Raw genomic sequence first — 19,453 nt, 5'->3', positions numbered from 1 at the left:
CGAACGCCCCTGCCCAATGCCCAATGCCCAAGCACTAAAAAGGGCGCAACGCTGCGCCCTTCCTCAAATCACGCGTCCGCAGGTTCCGGAGCTGTTTCCGGTTCAGGCACGTCATCCTTGCCCTTGAGCGCCCCCGCACCCATTCGTTCGGCTGTCGCCGACAGATGACGCATCGACTGCAGATGCAGATAGATCAGTTCCAGGTCGTCTGACCTGGCAAGCTCCGCCAGCTGGTCGCCCGACAGCGCCTTCAGCCGCTCCCGGTTGACCGCGAAGAAGCCGGACAGCGTCAGCACCTTGCCGTCACGCAAGGTGAAACGCGCCTGCATGGATTCGAAAAGATTGAGGTCGTTGAGGCGCTTGGTCAGCGCCTGCGTGCGCTGGAATTGCACCTGGTAGGCCTGCAGGAAGCCGAGCACGTTCTGCAGATAGAGCGTGCGCTCACCGTCGCCATCGAACAGCCGTTCGCCACGGCCCTTGCGGTTGCAGCCATCGAACTCCTCATCGACGCACAGCGTGAAGTTCATGCCGTCATCGGTGCTGGAGAACACGAAGGGATAGCGGCGCAGGAACGCCGGCACGTAGCGTCCGGCCCAGGATCCGTCTTGGTTGACGAACAGATTTTCGCCATCGCGCACGCCAAGCAAGACGACTGGAATGATGTTGTCGCCCTGGCCGGCGAACACCACCGAATATTCGGCGGCGGCATTGTCGAATTCGGCGGCCATCAGCGGCACCGAATTGACCTCGCGCGCAAATGAAAAATTGTTGCCGGTCCTGACCGACAGGTCGCCATGGCTTCGTTGCGATACTGGTACCGCACGCTCATATATTAGTAATTGCTTAACCATTAGCCGACCTCGAAAGCACATCGCCCTTAAAAAGGAATGCCATCAAGCGCCCCCGCCTGATTCATTTCTCCTGCGATTCAGGATATTCTTAATTAGGATTAGACTATGGTTTCCCCGAGGGCAACACCTCGTTTTGAACAATCATTCAGCGGCATCAACCTATCGGCGTGGTCACCATGTCTTTTGACATAGGCGGTGTTGAGCCCAAGGCATTGAGTAGAGGCGCAATTGTCCCTGTAGGGGCACTGATAGAAGCCGTTCTTGGCAAATTCGTCCCAGAACGCGGGATCGATGTAAAGTTGCGGTTGATCGTTAACCAGAAGTAAAGAATCTTCGCCGAGCAAGCATTCGGGGAAGTTCTTTATTTCCACCGAACGGCCAAGTGCCTGGGCCCGGCGCACCGCTTCCTTGAGGAACGGCAGTACATCCAAGTAGTTGGCAGCCAACCCTTTTTCGTCGGTTTCGGCCATCGGCCAGTACAGCCAGAACTCCATCTGCGTCAGCCGCTTCAGATGCGCCAGCCTGTCGACGACGGCCGGCAAAAGTCGATAGCTGGCTTCGGTCACGACGGTGTTTGTGATGGTCGCAACATCTGGATACTCGTCGAGAATCTCGAGTCCACGTACGGTCTTGTCGAATGATCCTTTGACCGTCGTAATCGTGTCATGGCTTATAGCGTCGCTTCCGGCGACGCTCACAAAAAATTCATCGACCCCGGCTTCGACGAGGCTGTGGCTGTAGGCCCGCCGTCCCAGATGCATGCCGTGGGTCTGAATCCGGACATGTTCGAAGCCCGCCGCGCGCGCCTGCCGGGCGAGATCGGGAAGGTCGCGCCGAAGCGTGATTTCCGAGCCGGTGAGGATCAGGCCGGTCCATTGCCGCGTGCGGCTGTTGTGGGCGAGCAGATCGTGAAAGCTTTCGTCGCTTTCGGGCGCCAGGCGATCCATCGTGCCCTCGATCATGCAATGCACGCATTTGAGGTTGCAGCGGAACTCCATCGTCAGCGAGACGTATTTGCTGTGGTCGTAGATCGACATCAAGCGCCCATCGGAAATCTACACCACGCCGTAATAGGCGCTCTTGAGGATTTCCACCCTGCCGTCGATCATACGATAATCGATGCCGACATCATAGAGCATGTGGTCGAGCCGCGTCCGGTGAGCGACGAGGAAGGCGCGGATGGCTTCGGGATAGCCCAGCCTCTCGACGAACCAGATCAGCTGGTCGATGCGGATACGGGAGAAATAGACGCCGTCATTGTACTTCTTGTTGGCGACGACGATGATGCCGCAATCCGTCAGCTCCGGCCACAGCACGGACGAGACGTCGAGCCCGTCGAGATCGAGATGCGCCGATGCCGCCACCTTGCCGACAATGTCCTCCCAATCGTCCTCGGCGTCGAAGAAGTAATAGAGGTTGTCGAAGCGCAGGCCGGCCGCGCTGAGCTGGTAGCAGAGGCCGGATGACACCATGCTGCTTGGGTTGCCGAGATAGACGCTGATTTCTTCGATGCCCCGCTTGCGTTCGCCAAGGGCCTTATCGAGATCGATCGAGAACATGAAATAGGGGCGCTTCGGCGAGAGGGCGAGCGCCGACGGCGCATAGGGCTCCAGGGCACCCATCACCCGCTCGATCGAGACCTCGCGCTCCAGCCGCTCATAGTCGTAGAAATAGAGCTCCCAGCTGAAATCGGCGCCCTTCTGCTTGACCCCCCAGACAGTCTTGAACGGACCGATCTCGGCGCCGATCGCATTCACCATCTCGGCAAGCAGCGGCGGCGCGCCGAGCACGTCGAACGACTGCCAGAGCAGGGTCGAGGAGCGCAGCTTGCCGACGGTGGCGGCCACCGGCTTGTAAGGCCACAGGCAGTAGTCGAAGAGCGGGTCGTCCGGCAGGGTCCAGTCGAGACGGTCAGCCACGGCCAGCCCCCTTTCTGGCTGCGGCGCCGAAATAGAGCGTGGCGAAATCCTGGCCGTTTCGGCCGAGACCCCCGGACAGATGGCCGAGCGGCTGGCGTGCGATGCGCGACAGGAACGCGCCTAACTTAGCCGGCTCGATATCGTAGGCGTTGCCCAGGCGCCTGATCGCCGGCTCAACCGCCTCGACCTCGAGGCCGGCGGAATAGAAGTTGATGTCGAAGGACTGCCGCGGCGAGCCGTCCTCGCGCACCTCCATGAAGAAGATCCGGTCTTCCGGACAATGGGGAAGCGCCGCCTCGATCATGTCGAACGCCGCATCGACGGAAGGCAGCGTGCCGTTGTCCGGATGCAGCTTGCCGAGCCGGTTCCTGATCGCCGCGACGCCGCGCGCCTCCGCCGGCCAGAAATAGCGCGAGACCCGTGCCGATTGCGGATCGTCGGGCCGCCATTTGACGGCGACATGGACCAGTTCGGTGGCGGTCACGGCACCTTTCGCCAGGCCGCGCCGGACCCGTCCGGAAAACTCCACATAGATCTTGTAGAGGCCGGCCTTGCCACCCTCATAGCCGAAATGCACGATCTCGGCCTCGCCCAGGTGCTCGCTCAACATGGCCAGCATGGCCTCCGGCAGCGCCAGCGCGCGGGCGATGCGGGTAAGCCCGGCCTTGGCATCGGGGCCGAGCGAATCCTTGTGCACGATGGCAAGGAAGCGATCCTCATTGATCTCGCCATCGCCGAATTTGGCCGAGCGCTCCAGCCCGAACGGGCAATTCAGCGCCTCGATCAGCGACAGCATGCGCCTGCCCGGCGCTTCGATCGGCGTCTGCTTCGGATCCCCCGCCTTGGCGAACAGGTCGATCCGCTGCAGGATCGCAACCATCGCCTCGTCGGCCAGCTGCTGCACCGGCGCGCGGCCATCCAGGATGATGTCGGCGGCCGGCCGCACACGCTCGCTCTGGACGGCATAGGTGCCGGCGATGAAATCCGTGTAGTGCCGAAGATAGGAATCCAACCAGCCCATGAAGGCCGGCGCTTCGCCCGGCGTCGCGCGCGCCCTGCCGGCGGCCTCGCCGATCTTGCGGGCCAGCGCGATGTCGGGTGGCGTGTCGACCCAGATCAACGTGTCGATGAGCTTGCCGGTGGCGGCGTGCGCGCGCCCGAGCAACGTGTCTAGCAGCACGCATTTCGGCCGCGGCGTCGCCTCGGCAAGCCGGATCAACTCCCGCACCAGCGGCTCCAGCATGATCTCGTCATAGTCCGAACCGCGCTCGATCCAGTCCCTGATCCTTTCCGGCGGCAGGCTGGTGACCATTTCGAAATCGTCATAGTGCAGCGCCGGCACGCCGAGCCGTTTCTGCAGCGCCTTGGTCAGCGAGGTCTTGCCGCTGCCTGGATGGCCTGAGATCGCGACGATGGGCGCGCGCGTCATGGCTTTCTCGCGGTGATGAGGGCGAACGGCATCTCCATGCCGACGGACTGGACGGCGATATCTGCGAAGCCGTGCCTGCCGAGTTCGCCCACGTAGAAATCCGGGCTGCGGAAGAATGGCAGGAAGACGAGGTTGGCGACCATCGAATAAGGCAGTCTGGCGCCTTTCAGCTCGATCGGCATGCGCTCGAAGATCACCATCCTGCCACCGGGATCGAGCGCATCGGCTGCCTTGCCGATGAAAGCGGCGGCATCGTCCTGCGGCCAATCATGCAGGACCGATTTGAAGCTGATGAGGTCGTGGCCAGCCGGCAGCGGATCGCGCCGGAGGTCRCCCTCGCAAAATGCGATCCTCGCCGCCTGCGGCGACCCCTGGACATGGCGGCGCCCGAGTGCGCAGACGACGGGCAGGTCGAAAACCGTCGCCTCAATAGAAGGGGTGCGCTCGCAGATCTGCCGGGCGAATTCGCCGCTGTTGCCGCCGACGTCCAGCACGCGGCTGCTCTGCGCGAGATCGAGCCGGTCGAGACAGGCCGGCGCCTCGTATCGGCTGAGCGTCGTCGTGTAGCCCACCCATTGCGCCGCGGCATCAACGTTTTCCGGCGTCACCTCGAGGCAGCGGTCATAGCGGAAAAGCTCGAACACTGCGGCGCGCGCCATGAACTCGGGGATGTCGGACAAAAGCTCGGCAAAAAGCCCGTGCACGTCCGGTGCGACCAGATTGGCGAACCAGAGCTTGGCCTCGAGCAAGGCGCGATGGGCGAGCGCGTCGCGGAAATCCGCGGTCAGGCGAACCGGGTCGCCACCGCGAATCACGCCGTTGCCTGCCAGCAACTGCAGAAAGAAGCCGAAAGCGTTTTCAGGCATCCCGGCCAACCCGGCAAGCTCGCTACGATCGACCGATTGGCGGCCGATGAGCCGGTCGATCAGCCCGCACGAAAAGGCAAGCGCCAGAGCCCGCGCCTCGATCTCGGTTTCGAGGAAGCGATCGACCTGCCGTATGGGATCGGAACGGCTCACGTCCGCTTCCTGCCTGATTTCGCGCCGACCAACCGTCATCCGTTTTCAGCTTTCCGTCGTCGTGTGCCAGCGGCGCTGCCAGGCAAGATAAGCAATCGTATTGTGGCAGATACGACACAGTACAAGGCAAGCTTATACAATCGGCCCGATCCCCGTGCCAATTTTTTGGCACATTTCAGTATCGCGTGATACTCGCAAGATGGCGCTTATGGGGAGAGACTTGAATGGTTCGCAGTCTGTTTGCAGCATCGGTCGCGGTCGCTGCGCTCCTTTGCGCCACCTCGCTGTCACAGGCTGCCGACACCGTCGCGCCGGCGGCGGAGATCAGCGGACCGTCCTGGACCGGGTTTTTCGTCGGTGTTCACGCCGGCGAGGCCTTCGGCAATATGGGCTACGATCAGCTTCCCGTGCTCCCCGGTGACTCCACGGTCAGCTATAATTTTGGCGCCGAGGACTTTGCCTACGGCGTGCATGGCGGCTTCGACTACCAGTTCTCCAATCGCTGGGTCGCCGGTTTCGAACTCGACTACACGCAAATCGACTCTGATTACTCCCCGTTCTCGTCTGGCGGTCTCGGAACCTTGGTCAAGGCCGACTCGATCTATTCGGCGTCGGGCCGCCTCGGCTATTTGATAACGCCGCAGACATTGATCTATGGCCGCCTCGGCTACGCCGGCATCAAGCTCGAAGCCGAACAGGGTTTTGCCGGCACCGCAAGCAAGACGGTTGGCGCAACCGAAATCGGTGTCGGCGCGGAAACCTTCCTGTTCGGCAACCTGACCGGCCGCATCGAGGCCAACTACTACCAGGCGACCGACAAGTTCACCCTTGCTACCGACGGCGAAGCCTTCGATCCGCACTATCTCCTGGTGACGGCCGGCCTGTCCTACCGCTTCAACGCGGACAGGGGCTCCGCCTATCCTGTCGAGGCAGCGCCCGACATGAACTGGAACGGCTTCTATGCCGGCCTCGACGGCTCCTACAATTTCGGCGTCATGCATCTCGACGTCGCCGTGGCCGGCTCGACCTCCGGCCCGTACGGCGCGCAGAGCTTCGGCGGCGGCGTCTTTGCCGGCTACAATTTCGTGCTTGGCTCGTCCTATCTGCTCGGTGTCGAAGCCGGTGCCGACTATGTCGATTTGAAGTTCGAGGATCCGGCGCAGAATTCGTCCGATCCGACCGCGCCAAAACTGTTCGGCACCGTCGAGGGCGTCTTCGCGCTGACGGCGCGCGCCGGCTACTTCGCCACGCCCTCGACCCTTGTCTATGCCAAGGGCGGCTTTGCCGGCCTGAAGGTCAAGGCCAATGAAGCGTTCTTCGGCCTTGATGGTGGCGGCAGCAAGACGTTGTCGGGCTACCAGGTCGGCGCCGGCGTCGAAGCCGCCTTGACCGACAAGCTCAGCCTGCGCGTCGAAGGCCTCTACACCAAGGCGGTCGATGGCTTCACCGTTGCCAACAGCCAGCCGAACCAGAACGAGCTGAAGCCGTCGCTGCTGACCGGCACGGTCGGTCTCGCCTATCATTTTTAGCGCGCGATCCCGGACAAGCCGGGTCATGCGCAAGATCAAAATACTGGCGCGCAATCCCGGTAACTGTAACCGCTAACTGTAGCGGCTGGTTTTGGCCCACGCGCCGCGAAGACAGCTTTCGGTCCAGTTCTATTTGAACTATTGTTTGCCCGGGCGCGCCGCCTGAATCAGGACCGGCGCCTTTCTCGGGGCGAGAAAAGATTAGAAACGGCAGTGCATGCGACAACCGTGGTTTCGGCCGCGGTTTTCAGGCAACGGCGACAAAGCGTGGGAGAACAAATGGCCAAGGCAGTATCGGCAAAGGCGGCAAAATCCGCGGCACCCGCCAAAGACGGCGGCAAGGAGCGCAAGGGCGTCCAATGGCTGGAAGACCAGATGGCCACGCATTTCGCCAATGTCGTCAATGTTCAGGGCACGCGCGAGCAGGTCGACCTGTTCTTCGGCACCAACCGCACCTGGAACGTCGAGGACGGCGGCTCGGTTTCGGTCGAACTGTCCAACCGCATCATCCTGACGCCGCTCGCTGCCAAGCGCCTGTGGACCGTGCTCGGCGGTGTGCTGCGCGAGCATGAATCCCGCTACGGATCCCTCATCGTCGAGTAGCAGCCCGGACAATGGCCAAGGTCACGCAGAGCGACGATGCAGGCATGGCGGAGGATGCCTCGTCCGCCAGCTCTTTGACCTTGCTGGCGCCAGCGCTCTGGAAGCGGCTTTCCGAAGCCGGCACGTCTGAAGACCTCGCCACCGCGTGGTTGGCCCTGCAATGCAGCATGATCCCCGGCGCGACGAAGGGCATTGTGCGCGTCGAGGCGCCCGGCGGGTACCGGCTTTTGTCGTCATGGCCCGAAGTTGGTGACGAAGCCGCCGACCTCAAGGCCACGACCGAACTGGCGCTCACCGAACGCCGCGCCGTGGCGCGTGGCGCCACCGCCGAATCCGGCGCCAGGCCGTCGGTCGCCTTTCCGGTGCTGCTCGACGACACCATCATCGCCGTGGTCGCGGTCGGCATCGACGTCGCCAAGCAGTCGCAGGCCAAGGACGCGATGCGGGCCGCCATCCGCCAGATCCAGTGGGGCTCGGCCTGGCTGCGCGACCATCTGCGCGGCCAGCGCGCCAGCACCAATGTGCGCCAGCTCGACCGCTCGCGCGCCACGCTCGACCTGATCGCCTCGGTTCTCGATCATCAGCGCTTCGGTCCGGCTTGCATGGCGGCCGCCACCGAGCTGGCCATCCGCTTCGACTGTGCCCGCGTCAGCATCGGCTTTGTTCGCCGCGGCGCTGCCCGTGTCGCCGCCATTTCACACACCGCGCAATTCGGTCGCCAGATGGGCCTCGTGCGCGCCATCGGCGCAGCCATGGACGAAGCCATCGACCAGCGCTGCTCGATCCTCTATCCGACCCGCGCCGACGAACCGATTGCCACCCACGCTCATGGCGAGGTTTCCCGGCTGCAGCATGGCGGACAGGTTCTCACCGTACCCATGTTCGTCGTCGATGCCTTCATCGGCGCCGTCACCTTCGAGCGCCGGAACGGCCACGCCTTCGAGGCGGAGATCGTGCAGATCCTCGACATGATCGCCACCGCCATCGGTCCGATCCTCGACGAAAAACGGCTGAACGATCGCTGGCTGATCACCAAGGCCGCGGAATCGCTGTGGCAGCAGATCAAGCGGCTGCTTGGGCCGGGCTATACCGGGCGCAAGCTGGCCGCGATCGCCCTGGCGGCAGCCGTCGCCTTCGGCTACTTCGCCACCGATACCTACCGCGTCAACGCCGACGCCCAGATCGAAGGTTCGGTCCGCCGCGCCGTCATCTCTTCCTATGACGGCTTCATCCAGGAGGCCAAGGCGCGCGCCGGCGATGTGGTGAAGTCCGGCGACGAACTGGCGACGCTCGAGGATCGCGAACTGGCGCTCGAGCGGCTGCGCTGGGCAACCCAGCGCCAGCAATACAGCTTTGAATACGACAAGGCGCTGGCGACCCGCCAGCCGGCCACCATCAATGTCGTCAAGAGCCAGATCGACCAGGCCGACGCGCAGCTCAAGCTGATTGACGAGCAGATCGCCCGCACCCGGATCGTGGCGCCGTTCGACGGCCTCGTCGTCTCCGGCGATCTCAGCCAGCGCATCGGCGGCTCGGTCAGCCGCGGCGAGCTGCTTTACGAGATCGCGCCGCTGACCGACTACCGTGTTGTCATGCAAGTGGACGAGCGCCAGATCGCCGACGTCAGCGAAGGCCAGAAGGGAGAGGTCATCTTCGCCTCGCTGCCGGAAGAGCATTTCGATGTCGTCATCGCCAAGATCACGCCGGTCGCGCAGGCCAAGGACGGCAAGAACCTGTTCCAGGTCGAGGGCAGCCTGACCAAGGCGTCGCCGCGGCTGCGCCCCGGCATGATCGGCGTCGCCAAGATCGCGGTCGACGAGCGCCGGCTGGTCTCGATATGGATGCGGCCGGTGATCGAATGGTGGCGTCTGGCCAGCTGGCGCTGGATGCCGTGACCATGAGCCGCGCCGCGCAACGAATCGCCGGGTGCTGACGTGGCCAAGTCGCTGTTCAGCCCATCCTGGTACCGCGTCGCCGAGCTGAAGCTGAGGCTGCGCCGGCACGCCGAGATCCACAGGCAGAAATTCCGCGGCGAGATCTGGTACGTCCTGCAGGACCACCAGACCGGACGTTTCCACCGCCTGTCGGCGTCGGCCAATCTGATGATCTCGCTGATGGACGGACGGCGCACGCTGCACGAGATCTGGGACCTCGTCGGACGCCGCGCCGGCGACGATCCGCCGACGCAGGACGAAGCTATCCACCTGCTGGCCGAACTGCATGCGTCCGACCTTCTGCAGGGCGAACTGCCGCCCGACTTTCAGGAGCTGAGCGACCGCTCGGCCAAGCAGGCGCGCAACGAGGTCATGAACAGGCTGCGCAACCCGATGGCGCTGCGCCTGCCGCTGTTCGATCCCGACCGCTGGCTCGATCTGACCATGCCGCTGGTGCGGCCGCTGTTCACCATCTATGGGCTGCTCGCCTGGCTGGCGCTGGTCGGAACCGGCATTGCGCTGGCGGTGCTGCACTGGGCCGAGCTTACCTCCGACGCGTCGGACCGCCTGCTCAGCGCCGGCAATGTCGCTTTGATCATCGCCATCTATCCGCTGGTCAAGACATTCCACGAAGCCGGCCACGCCTATGCCACCAAGGCCTGGGGCGGCGCGGTGCACGAAGTCGGCATCATGCTGCTCATCTTCGTGCCGGCGCCCTATGTCGACGCCACCTCGTCGACGGCGTTTCGCGAGAAATGGCGCCGCATCGTCGTCAGCAGCGCCGGCATCATGGTCGAGTTCGCGCTGGCCGCAGCCGCCATGATTTTCTGGGTCAACGCCGAGCCCGGCCTGGCCCGCGCCGCAGCCTTCAACGTCATGGTGATCGGCGGCGTCTCGACGCTGTTCTTCAACGGCAATCCGCTGCTGCGTTTCGACGGCTATTACATCTTCGCCGACCTGATCGAGGTTCCCAATCTCGGCACCCGCGCCAACCGCTACTTCTGGTACCTGGTGCAGCGCTATTGCCTGGGCATCGCCAACATCGACAATCCCGCCTCGGCGCCGGGTGAGCGCAAATGGCTGTTCGGCTATGCCGTGCTGTCCTTCTGCTACCGCATCATGCTCAGCCTCACCATCGCGCTGCTGGTCGCCACCAAACTGTTCTTCATCGGCACCTTGCTGGCGCTGTTCACCGTGTTCGGCACCGTGGTGATGCCTATCTTCAAGGGCCTCAAATTCCTGACCACGACGCCGCGCCTGCAGGGCCAGCGCGGCCGCACCATAACGCTGGTCGGCACCGCTGTCGCCGGACTGGCGACGCTGATCCTGCTGGTGCCAATGCCATACGGAACGGTGGCGCAAGGTGTCGTCTGGATACCTGACCGCGCCGAAGTCCGAGCCGACACAGCCGGCATCGTCGCCGAGATCCTCAGCCCGCCGGATTCGATGGTGTCGGCTGGAACGCCGCTGCTGCGGCTGGAAGATCCCGGCATCAGCGGCCGCGTCGCGCTGATCGAAGCACAGCGGCACGAACTGCAACTGCGCTACGAGGCGGTGCGGTTTTCTGATCGTGTCGAGGCCGACGTCGTGCTCGAGCAGATCAAGAACATGGACGGCGTGCTCGCCTCGGTGAAGCAGCGCCGCGATGGCCTGATTGTCAGCGCCCACGATGCCGGGCGCTTCATCCTGCCGAAGGCGGCAAACCTGCCCGGACGCTTCCTCAACCAGGGTGACCTGGTCGGCTATGTCGTGTCCAGCGCCACGCCGCAATTGCGGGTGATCGTGCCGCAAAGCGAAGTCGACCTGGTGCGCGCCCGCACCGACAGCGTCGACGTCCGCTACGCCGGTGAGACTGGAGCGCCTGTGCCGGCCCATATCAGCCGCGAGGTGCCGGCCGCGCAGTTCGACCTGCCGAGCCTGGCGTTGTCCGTCGAGGGCGGCGGCAGCGTCGCCATGCGATCGGGAAACCAGGCCGGCGACAAGCCCAAGACACTCGAAGGGCTGTTCGTGTTCGACGTCGCACCGGAGCGGGCCGAAAAGCATCTTCTGCTCGGCAGCCGCGTCTTCGTCCGCTTCGGCCATGGCAGCGAGCCGCTGATCTGGCGCTGGGTGCGCAGCGTGCGCCAGACCTTCCTGAGCCGCTTCAATGTCTGACGCCGCTTTGATCAGGCCGCCGCTGCCGGTCCTCTACGCCGAGCGCGAATACATCAAGAAGGCGCCGCTCGACGACTATGCCTCACGCATCCTGGCCTTCGGCGTGGTGGCGGGTGCTTCGCGCCGCGCCCGCCGGCTGGCCGACATTGTGCCCAAGGCGGATGCCTTCGACGCCGAAATGCGGGCACTGTCGGACGAGGCGCTGCGCCTGCGGGCAAGACAGATATCGCTGTCGCTGAGACGCAAGCGCGGCTTTCCCGAAGCCCTCGTCGCCGAATGCTTTGCCGTCATCCGCGAGCTTTCGGCGCGCTTAAGCGGCAGACGCCATTATCCGGTGCAGATGATTGGCGCCTACGCGATGATCCGCGGCTACCTCGCCGAGATGGCGACCGGTGAAGGCAAGACGCTGACGGCCGCCCTTGCCGCCGGCACCGCCGCCCTTGCCGGCATGCCGGTGCACGTCGTCACCGTCAACGATTACCTCGCCAAGCGCGACGCCGAACTCACCCAGCCGATCTACGATGCGCTGGGACTGTCGGTCGGCGTCGTCATCGGCGGCCAGTCGATGCAGGAGCGGCAGGCCGCCTACCGCGCCGACATCACCTACTGCACCAACAAGGAGCTGGCCTTCGATTATCTGCGCGACCGCATAGTGTTGGGACAGCGTGACGGAAACCTGCGGCTGAAGATCGAAGGTTTGCAGGACGAGACGCCGCGGCTGACGAAACTGCGCCTGCGCGGCCTGCATTTTGCCATTGTCGACGAAGCCGACAGCGTGCTCGTCGATGAAGCGCGCACGCCGCTGGTCATCTCCGGCGAAGCCAAGGGCGAGATTTCGGCCGAAGCCGCGCAGGAGGCGCTGGAGCTTGCCGCCACGCTCGAGGCCGGCACCGACTACCACATGCTCAGCGAACAGAAGCGCATTGTGCTGACCGACGCTGGCCGCGAGAGGATCGCCGACTTCGCCGAGTCGCATGGCAAGGAATGGCGCGGCGTCATCGTGCGCGAGGAATTTGCCCGCCAGGCGCTGTCGGCCTTGCATCTTTTCCATCGCGGCGAGGAATATCTGGTGCGCGACGGCAAGGTGCAGATCATCGACCAGCACACCGGCCGCCTGATGCCCGACCGTGCCTGGACCGACGGCCTGCACCAGATGATCGAGGTCAAGGAAAGCTGCAAGCCGTCAGCGCGGCGCACCACCATCGCGCGCATGACCTATCAGCGCTTCTTCCGCCGCTACGGCCACCTCTCGGGCATGACCGGGACGGCGCGCCAGGTGGCGCGCGAATTCTGGAACGTCTACCGGCTGCCGGTGGTGACGATCCCGACGCACCGGCCCAGGCAGCGCAAAAACCTTGTCGACCGCGTGCTGCCTGACGAAGAGACGAAATGGCAGGTCGCCGTCAAGCGCATCGCCGAACTGCACGCCAAGGGCGTGCCCGTTCTGGTCGGCACCGGCTCGGTGGCCTGCTCGATGGTGGCCAGCGAGCATCTTGACCGCGCCGGGCTTCCGCACCTCGTGCTGAGCGCGGCGCAGGACAGCACCGAGGCTGCCGTCGTCGCCCAGGCCGGCGAGCTCGGCCGCATCACAGTCGCCACCAACATGGCCGGACGCGGCACCGACATCCATCTCGCCGACGGCGTCGAGGAACTTGGCGGACTGCACGTCATCATGATGGAGCGGCACGAGGCGCGGCGCATCGACGATCAGCTCGCCGGCCGCAGCGGCCGGCAGGGCCAGCCCGGCTGCTTCCAGGCGATCCTGTCGCTGGATGACGCGCTTGTCGATTTCGCCGCCAGCCGGCCGCTGAGGAGCTTGTGCCGCGCGGCCGCCACCATCCTTGGCGAAGGCCCGTCGCGCTGGTTGCTGCGCCATGCGCAGCGGCGCGCCGAACGCATTCACGCCGGCATGCGCAACGACCTCTTGCGCTCCGACGAAAAACAGAGCCGTACCCTTGCCTTCTCCGGCCGTCCGGAGTGAGCAACGTCAATCCATGAAGCATGACCCCATGAAGCCGATCGCAGCTATTGCCACCGTCATCCTTTCTCTTGCCGCCACTGCCGCGCGCGCCGAGGAGATGACGTTCGACTGCCTGGCCGAGCCGACGCAGCGCGTCCAGATCGGCAGCCCGGTCACCGGGCTGCTGGCGTCGGTCGATGTCGGCCGTGGCGCCCGCGTCAAGCCGGGCGACGTGGTGGCGCGGCTGGAATCGACGGTCGAGGAAGCCAATGTCGCGCTGGCCCAGGCGCAGGCCGAAGCCGACGAGGCGATGCAGGCGCAGCAGACGCGGCTGACGCTTGCCGAAGCCGATCTGGCGCGTTCGAAGAAGCTGGTCAACTCAGGCAACGTCGCCACCTCCAAGGTCGAGGAGCTGGAGGCCAATGTCGAGATCGCCAAGCGCGACCTCGATACCGAGAAGCGCAAGATGCTGCTGGCCGGGATCGAGCTTCGGCGCCAGCAGGCCTTGCTCGACCGGCAAAGCATCCGCAGCCCGATCAAGGGCTTCGTCGCCGAACAGAGCCTGCGCGCCGGCGAGTTCGTCCGCCAGGACAGCCCGATCATGACGATCGTGCAGATCGATCCGCTCTATGTCGAGGCCTATGTGCCGGTCACGCTTTGGGGAAAGATCGTCGTTGGTTCACATGGCGGCGTTGTTTTGGACCAGCCGGACCACAAGCGCCGCGATGCCTTCGTCACCGTCGTGGACAAGGTTTTCGATGCCGCCAGCGGCACCTTCGGCGTGCGCCTTGAACTCGCCAATCCCGACGATTTGATCCCGGCCGGCCAGCGATGCCAGCTCTCTTTCGACGCCGCGCCAGCGGGCACGACGCCCTGAGCTAATCCGCAATCTCAAGCAGCGCCGATACCAGCAGGCGGCGTTCGTCGGCGGAAAGCACGTCGGAATCGAACAGGTTCATGCTGCGCAGCCCTTCGATGGCCAAAAAGCAGACCAGCAGCGCCTTGAGATCCGGCGTCTCGCTCTTCAGCCGCTGCAGCAGCTGCGACTTGAAGGCTTTTATCGGCGTCAGGAAATCCGGATCCTCGGCGATCGCCGAGAAGATCCATGAGGCGGTCGGCTTCGGCTCCTCGCAGTCATCCGCCGAGAGCCGGATATAGGTGGCAAGCAGGCTCTCGCCGCTGGCGCCGGCGACGCGGCCCGATTCCAGCGCCAGCTCGAAGGCGCGCAGGTAATTCTCCACCAGGCCCTGCATCAATTTGGCCTTGGTCGGAAAGTTGTAGAGCAGGCCGCCTTTCGACACGCCGGCGCGGCTGGCGACGGCATCCAATGACAGGCTGCCAGGCCCAGCCTCGCGTGCTACGTCGGCAGCTGCGGCGAGTATCTTTTCGCGTGAATTTGCCCTTCGGGTTTTCATCGTTCCCTTCCCCCGCATGAGCCTAGGCGGAATTGACAAGACCGTCCAGACGGTACAGTAAGTTCGCCGTCATTTGTAATCGGGACCCGCCCGCGGATAGGTGTCCCGATATACGGCTATTTTGCCGGACACCGCCGAGGGGACTGTTCGTGAAGCGCTTCTTCATCATCGCCGGAATTCTGCTGCTGCTCATCCTGGTGTGCGGCGGCGTTGTCGGCTTCAACCTGTTCCGCGACCACATGATCAAGGAATTCTTCGCCACCATGAAGCCGCCGGCGACAACCGTGTCGACGGTTGTCGTCAAGCCTTCGGACTGGACGCCGGGCGTCGAGGCGATCGGCACGGTGCGCGCCGTGCGCGGCGTCGACCTGACTGTCGAGACCAGCGGCATCGTCAAGGACATCCTTTTCCACGCCAACCAGAAGGTGCCTGTCGATTCGGTCCTGCTGCAGCTTGACGATGCCGTCGAGCGCGCGGATCTCGCCTCGGCGCAGGCGCAATCCGTATCCGACCAGACGGCGCTTAAACGCGCGCTGGAACTGCAACGGCGCGGTGTCGGCACGGATGCCACACTGGACACGGCGCAGGCAGCCGCATCGGCCTCCGCTGCGCAGGTCAACAAGCTGCAGGCTGTGCTTGATCAGAAGCAGTTGACGGCGCCATTCGCCGGCACGGTCGGCATTCCCAAGATCGACCTCGGCCAATATCTTTCGCCCGGCACGGCGGTGGTGACCTTGCAGGATCTGGACACGATGCGGGTCGACTTCTCTGTGCCCGAACAGCAACTGCCGCTGCTCAAGATCGGCCAGACCGTGCGGCTCGGCATCGGCGGCAGCGGCGGCGGCGCCGACATGCCGTTTGCCGGCGCCATTCGCGGCATCGACCCCAAGATCGACGCTTCGAGCCGCCTGGTCTCCGTCCGCGGCGAAGTCGCCAACCCTGACGGCAAGCTGACGCCCGGCCAGTTCGTCCAGGTTCGCGTCGAGCTGCCGCAAGAGAAAAATGTCCTGTCCTTGCCGCAGACGGCATTGACGTCGAGCCTCTACGGCGACTTCGTCTTCGTCGTCGTTCCGGCGAAGCCGGCGGAAGGCGCCCCGGCCGCGGAGCCCACGGAAAAGCCTGCTGCAGGGGCCGACGCAGCAAAGCCGGCGGCAGATGCAAAGCCGGCCGACGCGAAGCCGGCCGCCGAAGACGCCGCGGCGAAGCCTGCGGACAAGCCGGCTGTCGACCCCGCGAAGCCCGCGGCAGAACCGGAGAAGCCGGCGCTCGTCCTGTCGCAGGTGTTCGTGAAGCCCGGCCGCCGCAACGACGGCATGGTCGAGATCATCGAGGGCATCAAGGCCGGCGACGAGGTCGTCACCGCCGGCCAAAACCGTCTCTTCAACGGCATGTCCGTTGCTGTCGACAACACCATTGACCCCAGCAAGTCGGCTAACCAGCAGGCTCAGCAATGAACGTTTCCGACATCTTCATTCGCCGGCCGGTGCTCTCCACCGTGCTGGCCTGCATGATCCTGCTCCTGGGTTTCCAGGGCATCTTCAACCTGTCCATCCGGCAATATCCCAAGGTCGACGAGACGGCGATCACCATCACGACCGCCTATCCCGGCGCCAGTGCCGACCTGATACAGGGCTTCATTTCGGCGCCGATCGCCCGCGCCGTCGCCTCGACCGAAAACATCGACTACGTCACCTCGTCGAGCCGGCCGTCTTCGAGCACCGTGGTCGTGCAGATGAAGCTCGGCTCCAACCCCGATGTCGCGCTGACCGAGGTGCTGTCCAAGGTGCAGGGCGTGCGCGGCACCTTGCCTGATGCCTCGAAGGACCCGGTCATCGTCAAGGGCACGGGTCAAGAGTTCGCGATGATGTACATCTCGATGCAGAATCCGAACATGAGCAAGGAGCAGCTCACCGAATATATCGAGCGGGTGGTGCGGCCGCGCATATCGACGGTGGAAGGCGTCGCCGACGTGCAGATCTTCGGCGCCGAGGAATATTCGATGCGGGTCTGGATCGACCCGATCAAGCTCGCCGCGCGCGGCGTGACAGCGGCCGAAGTGCTGACTGCGATCAACAACTCCAACTTCCTGTCGGCGCCCGGCAACACCGAGAACGAATATGTCGTGTCCTCGATCACCGTGCGCTCGACATTGCAGACGCCGGAGGCCTTTGCCGAGCTGCCGCTGCGTTCGGTCGATGGCCAGGTGGTACGGTTGCGCGACGTCGCGCGCGTCGAACTCGGCGCGGAGAGCACCGACACCAGGGTGAGCTTCAACGGCAAGCCCGGCACCTTCCTTGCCATCTTCCCGACGCCGGCCGCCAACCCGCTGACCACAGCTGCGGCGATCACCAAGATCGTGCCGGTGATCCAGGACACGCTGCCGAAAGGCATGACCATCGAGGTCGTCTACGATTCCACCGAGCAGATCAGCGCCTCGATCGACGAGGTGTTCAAGACCATCGCCGAGGCGGTTGCCATCGTCATTGTCGTCATCCTGCTCTTCCTCGGTTCGTTCCGCTCGGTGATGATGCCGATCGTGACCATCCCGCTGTCGCTGATCGGCGTCTGCTTCCTTTTGTTTGCGGTGGGATATTCGATCAATCTTCTGTCGCTGCTGGCCATGGTGCTGGCCATCGGCCTTGTCGTCGACGACGCCATCGTGGTGGTGGAGAACATCCATCGCCACATGGAGGAAGACCACATGTCGCCGATGCAGGCCGCCTTCAACGGCATGCGCGAGATTTTCTCCGCCATCGTCGCCATGACCATTACGCTCGCCGCCGTGTTTGCGCCGCTGGCCTTCACCGGTGGCCTGACCGGCGCGTTGTTCCGCGAGTTCGCGGTCACGCTGGCCGGCTCTGTGGTGCTGTCCGGCGTCATTGCCGTCACCATCACGCCGATGATGTCGGCGCGCCTGCTGAAGGCCGGCGCCCCCGGCCGCTTCCAGCGCATCGTCGACGGCACCTTCAGCCGTGTCGAACATGTCTACGAGCGGGCGGTCACCGCCTCCTTGAGAAATCGGCCGGTGACGCTGCTGATGGTCGTGGCGCTGGTTGCGCTCACCGGCTTCATGTTCACCAAGACCTCGAGCGAACTGGCACCGGAAGAGGACCAGGGCTTCCTGCTGTCGATCGTGACAGCGCCGCGCTATGCAACGTCCGACTACACCGAAACCTACGTCAACCAGATCCTCGGCCTGGTGAAGGACATTCCCGAAACCCGGGCGCAGTTCTCCGCCGTCGCCTTTGGCGGGGCGACCAACAGCGCCTTTGTCGGCTTCGCCTTCAAGGACTGGGCCGAACGCACGCGCAGCTCGAAGCAAATCCAGGAAGACATCCAGGGACGCCTCGCCAAGGTTGCCGGCGTCGAGGCCTTCGTCTTCGCGCCGCCGACGCTGCCCGGCTCCGGCGGCGGCTTGCCGATCTCCATGGTGGTGCGCTCTACCGGCAACTCCGCCGAGGTCTACGAGGCGGCCGAGCAGATCAAGAACAAGGCGCAGGCCTCCGGCCGCTTCATCGTCGTGCAGAACTCGATGTCCTTTGACGCGCCACAGGTGACGGTGACCATCGACCGCGACCGTGCCGCGGCTCTCAACCTGCCGATCGCCGACATCGGCCAGACGCTGACGCTGCTGGTCGGCGGCGCCGAAGTGGCGCAGTTCGACCGCGACTCCAACAGCTACGACATCATTCCGCAGGTGCCGAAGGAATTCCGCGCCAATCCCGAAAAGCTCGGCGAGTATTTCGTGCGCAGCGTGACCGGCGAGATGGTGCCGCTTTCGGCCGTGGTGAAGATTTCGACCAACGCCTCGCCGGCCGCGATCGAGCAGTTCAACCAGCTGAATTCGGCAACTATATCGGCGCTGCCGCTTCCCGGCGTCACCACGGGCGACGGGCTGCAGACCCTGGAGAACCTTGCCAAGGAGAGCCTGCCCGAAAACTTCTTCATCGATTATTCCGGCCAGTCCCGGCAGGAGAAGGAGCAGGGCAACACGATCCTGATCGCGTTCGCGGCCGCCGTTATCGTCATCTACCTGGTGCTGGCGGCGCAGTTCGAAAGCTTCCGCGATCCGCTCATCATCATGATGGCGGTGCCGCTGTCGATCTTCGGCGCCATCGTGCCGCTCAATCTGGGGCTTGGAACGCTTAACATCTACACGCAGGTCGGCCTCATCACGCTGATCGGCCTCATCACCAAGCACGGCATTCTGCTGGTCGAGTTCGCCAATCAACAACGCGACAAGCACAAGATGTCGCGCAGGGACGCCATCATCGCCTCGGCCAAGGTGCGCCTGCGGCCGATCCTGATGACGACGGCCGCAATGGCGCTCGGCGTCGTTCCGCTGATCGTGTCCAGCGGTGCGGGTGCGGCGGCGCGCTATTCGATGGGCCTGGTGATCTTCACCGGCATCCTGGTCGGAACCATGTTCACTTTGTTCGTGGTGCCGATGTTCTACACCTACATCGCCAGCAAGGACCTGCCACACCATGCCGAGAAGCCGGACCCGAAACTGATGCCGGTCCCTGTGGATTAAGCACTCCGTGGAACTGCCAAGCGCAAAAAAAAGAGGCCGGAAATTTCCGGCCTCTTTTTTTGACTGGATTGATTACCGCGAAGCCCTATGGAGCTTCAGGCGGGAG

14 protein-coding genes are annotated in these 19,453 nt (G+C 64.1%); 8 read left to right on the top strand and 6 right to left on the bottom strand.

Translation table 11 applies throughout. The features are described 5' to 3' along the window. Nucleotides 1-68: 68 nt before the first annotated feature. The 5 genes from AC1DYJ_RS08105 to AC1DYJ_RS08085 all read right to left on the bottom strand — a co-directional run bounded on the left by AC1DYJ_RS08105 (nucleotide 69) and on the right by AC1DYJ_RS08085 (nucleotide 5,218). Complete coding sequence (locus AC1DYJ_RS08105) at nucleotides 69-851, bottom strand: SapC family protein (protein ID WP_477426017.1); 783 nt, start codon at nucleotides 849-851, stop codon at nucleotides 69-71. 98 nt (nucleotides 852-949) lie between these two features. Then, the gene (locus AC1DYJ_RS08100) at nucleotides 950-1,888 is read right to left on the bottom strand and encodes a radical SAM protein (protein WP_477283599.1); all 939 of its coding nucleotides are present in this window, start codon (nucleotides 1,886-1,888) and stop codon (nucleotides 950-952) included. An 18-nt stretch (nucleotides 1,889-1,906) separates the two neighbouring features. Beyond that, on the bottom strand, nucleotides 1,907-2,770 hold the full coding sequence (locus AC1DYJ_RS08095; protein WP_477283601.1) for a hypothetical protein: 864 nt from the start codon (nucleotides 2,768-2,770) through the stop codon (nucleotides 1,907-1,909). Further along, on the bottom strand, nucleotides 2,763-4,199 hold the full coding sequence (locus tag AC1DYJ_RS08090) for a nucleoside/nucleotide kinase family protein (RefSeq protein WP_477283603.1): 1,437 nt from the start codon (nucleotides 4,197-4,199) through the stop codon (nucleotides 2,763-2,765). Before AC1DYJ_RS08090 ends, AC1DYJ_RS08095 begins: the two co-directional genes overlap by 8 nt. After that, the gene (locus AC1DYJ_RS08085; RefSeq protein ID WP_477283604.1) at nucleotides 4,196-5,218 is read right to left on the bottom strand and encodes a methyltransferase; all 1,023 of its coding nucleotides are present in this window, start codon (nucleotides 5,216-5,218) and stop codon (nucleotides 4,196-4,198) included. Before AC1DYJ_RS08085 ends, AC1DYJ_RS08090 begins: the two co-directional genes overlap by 4 nt. Before the next feature lie 224 nt (nucleotides 5,219-5,442). On the opposite strand from AC1DYJ_RS08085, the gene AC1DYJ_RS08080 reads away from it, so the two are divergent. The 6 genes from AC1DYJ_RS08080 (at nucleotide 5,443) to AC1DYJ_RS08055 (ending at nucleotide 14,275) form a co-directional block, all read left to right on the top strand. Then, entirely contained in the window at nucleotides 5,443-6,747 is a 1,305-nt protein-coding gene (locus AC1DYJ_RS08080; RefSeq protein ID WP_477283606.1) for an outer membrane protein, read from the top strand. Between the two features lie 279 nt (nucleotides 6,748-7,026). After that, a complete protein-coding gene (locus AC1DYJ_RS08075) occupies nucleotides 7,027-7,350 on the top strand; it encodes a DUF3467 domain-containing protein (RefSeq protein WP_477283608.1) in 324 nt (107 codons plus the stop codon). Nucleotides 7,351-7,361: 11 nt separating this feature from the next. Further along, entirely contained in the window at nucleotides 7,362-9,245 is a 1,884-nt protein-coding gene (locus AC1DYJ_RS08070; RefSeq protein WP_477283610.1) for an efflux RND transporter periplasmic adaptor subunit, read from the top strand. Nucleotides 9,246-9,284: 39 nt separating this feature from the next. Next, complete coding sequence (locus AC1DYJ_RS08065) at nucleotides 9,285-11,438, top strand: PqqD family peptide modification chaperone (RefSeq protein WP_477283612.1); 2,154 nt, start codon at nucleotides 9,285-9,287, stop codon at nucleotides 11,436-11,438. Next, nucleotides 11,431-13,419 (top strand): preprotein translocase subunit SecA, encoded by a 1,989-nt coding sequence (locus AC1DYJ_RS08060; RefSeq protein ID WP_477283614.1) that lies wholly within the window; start codon nucleotides 11,431-11,433, stop codon nucleotides 13,417-13,419. Before AC1DYJ_RS08065 ends, AC1DYJ_RS08060 begins: the two co-directional genes overlap by 8 nt. A 28-nt stretch (nucleotides 13,420-13,447) precedes the next feature. Continuing rightward, nucleotides 13,448-14,275, top strand: a complete 828-nt coding sequence (locus AC1DYJ_RS08055; protein ID WP_477426015.1) for an efflux RND transporter periplasmic adaptor subunit — start codon at nucleotides 13,448-13,450, stop codon at nucleotides 14,273-14,275. Nucleotide 14,276: 1 nt separating this feature from the next. On the opposite strand, the gene AC1DYJ_RS08050 is transcribed toward AC1DYJ_RS08055, so the two are convergent. Beyond that, a complete protein-coding gene (locus AC1DYJ_RS08050) occupies nucleotides 14,277-14,813 on the bottom strand; it encodes a TetR/AcrR family transcriptional regulator (RefSeq protein WP_477283618.1) in 537 nt (178 codons plus the stop codon). A 149-nt stretch (nucleotides 14,814-14,962) separates the two neighbouring features. On the opposite strand from AC1DYJ_RS08050, the gene AC1DYJ_RS08045 reads away from it, so the two are divergent. Both AC1DYJ_RS08045 and AC1DYJ_RS08040 read left to right on the top strand, forming a co-directional pair. After that, complete coding sequence (locus AC1DYJ_RS08045; RefSeq protein ID WP_477426013.1) at nucleotides 14,963-16,267, top strand: efflux RND transporter periplasmic adaptor subunit; 1,305 nt, start codon at nucleotides 14,963-14,965, stop codon at nucleotides 16,265-16,267. Continuing rightward, the gene (locus tag AC1DYJ_RS08040) at nucleotides 16,264-19,347 is read left to right on the top strand and encodes an efflux RND transporter permease subunit (RefSeq protein WP_477283620.1); all 3,084 of its coding nucleotides are present in this window, start codon (nucleotides 16,264-16,266) and stop codon (nucleotides 19,345-19,347) included. The genes AC1DYJ_RS08045 and AC1DYJ_RS08040 overlap by 4 nt, the downstream gene beginning before the upstream one ends. Nucleotides 19,348-19,453: the final 106 nt, after the last annotated feature.

Source organism: Mesorhizobium sp. P2_B11 (assembly GCF_056404855.1).
The sequence above is the reverse complement of the archived record's forward strand: the minus strand, read 5'-3'. Positions and strand labels throughout refer to the sequence as shown.

What these genes read in the sequence shown, in the direction of transcription:
- AC1DYJ_RS08105 (WP_477426017.1), bottom strand. Translation starts at nt 851, where the DNA reads ATGGTTAAGCAATTACTAATATATGAGCGTGCGGTACCAGTATCGCAA.
- AC1DYJ_RS08070 (WP_477283610.1), top strand. Translation starts at nt 7,362, where the DNA reads ATGGCCAAGGTCACGCAGAGCGACGATGCAGGCATGGCGGAGGATGCC.
- AC1DYJ_RS08075 (WP_477283608.1), top strand. Translation starts at nt 7,027, where the DNA reads ATGGCCAAGGCAGTATCGGCAAAGGCGGCAAAATCCGCGGCACCCGCC.
- AC1DYJ_RS08060 (WP_477283614.1), top strand. Translation starts at nt 11,431, where the DNA reads ATGTCTGACGCCGCTTTGATCAGGCCGCCGCTGCCGGTCCTCTACGCC.
- AC1DYJ_RS08080 (WP_477283606.1), top strand. Translation starts at nt 5,443, where the DNA reads ATGGTTCGCAGTCTGTTTGCAGCATCGGTCGCGGTCGCTGCGCTCCTT.
- AC1DYJ_RS08050 (WP_477283618.1), bottom strand. Translation starts at nt 14,813, where the DNA reads ATGAAAACCCGAAGGGCAAATTCACGCGAAAAGATACTCGCCGCAGCT.
- AC1DYJ_RS08055 (WP_477426015.1), top strand. Translation starts at nt 13,448, where the DNA reads ATGAAGCCGATCGCAGCTATTGCCACCGTCATCCTTTCTCTTGCCGCC.
- AC1DYJ_RS08090 (WP_477283603.1), bottom strand. Translation starts at nt 4,199, where the DNA reads ATGACGCGCGCGCCCATCGTCGCGATCTCAGGCCATCCAGGCAGCGGC.
- AC1DYJ_RS08040 (WP_477283620.1), top strand. Translation starts at nt 16,264, where the DNA reads ATGAACGTTTCCGACATCTTCATTCGCCGGCCGGTGCTCTCCACCGTG.
- AC1DYJ_RS08100 (WP_477283599.1), bottom strand. Translation starts at nt 1,888, where the DNA reads ATGTCGATCTACGACCACAGCAAATACGTCTCGCTGACGATGGAGTTC.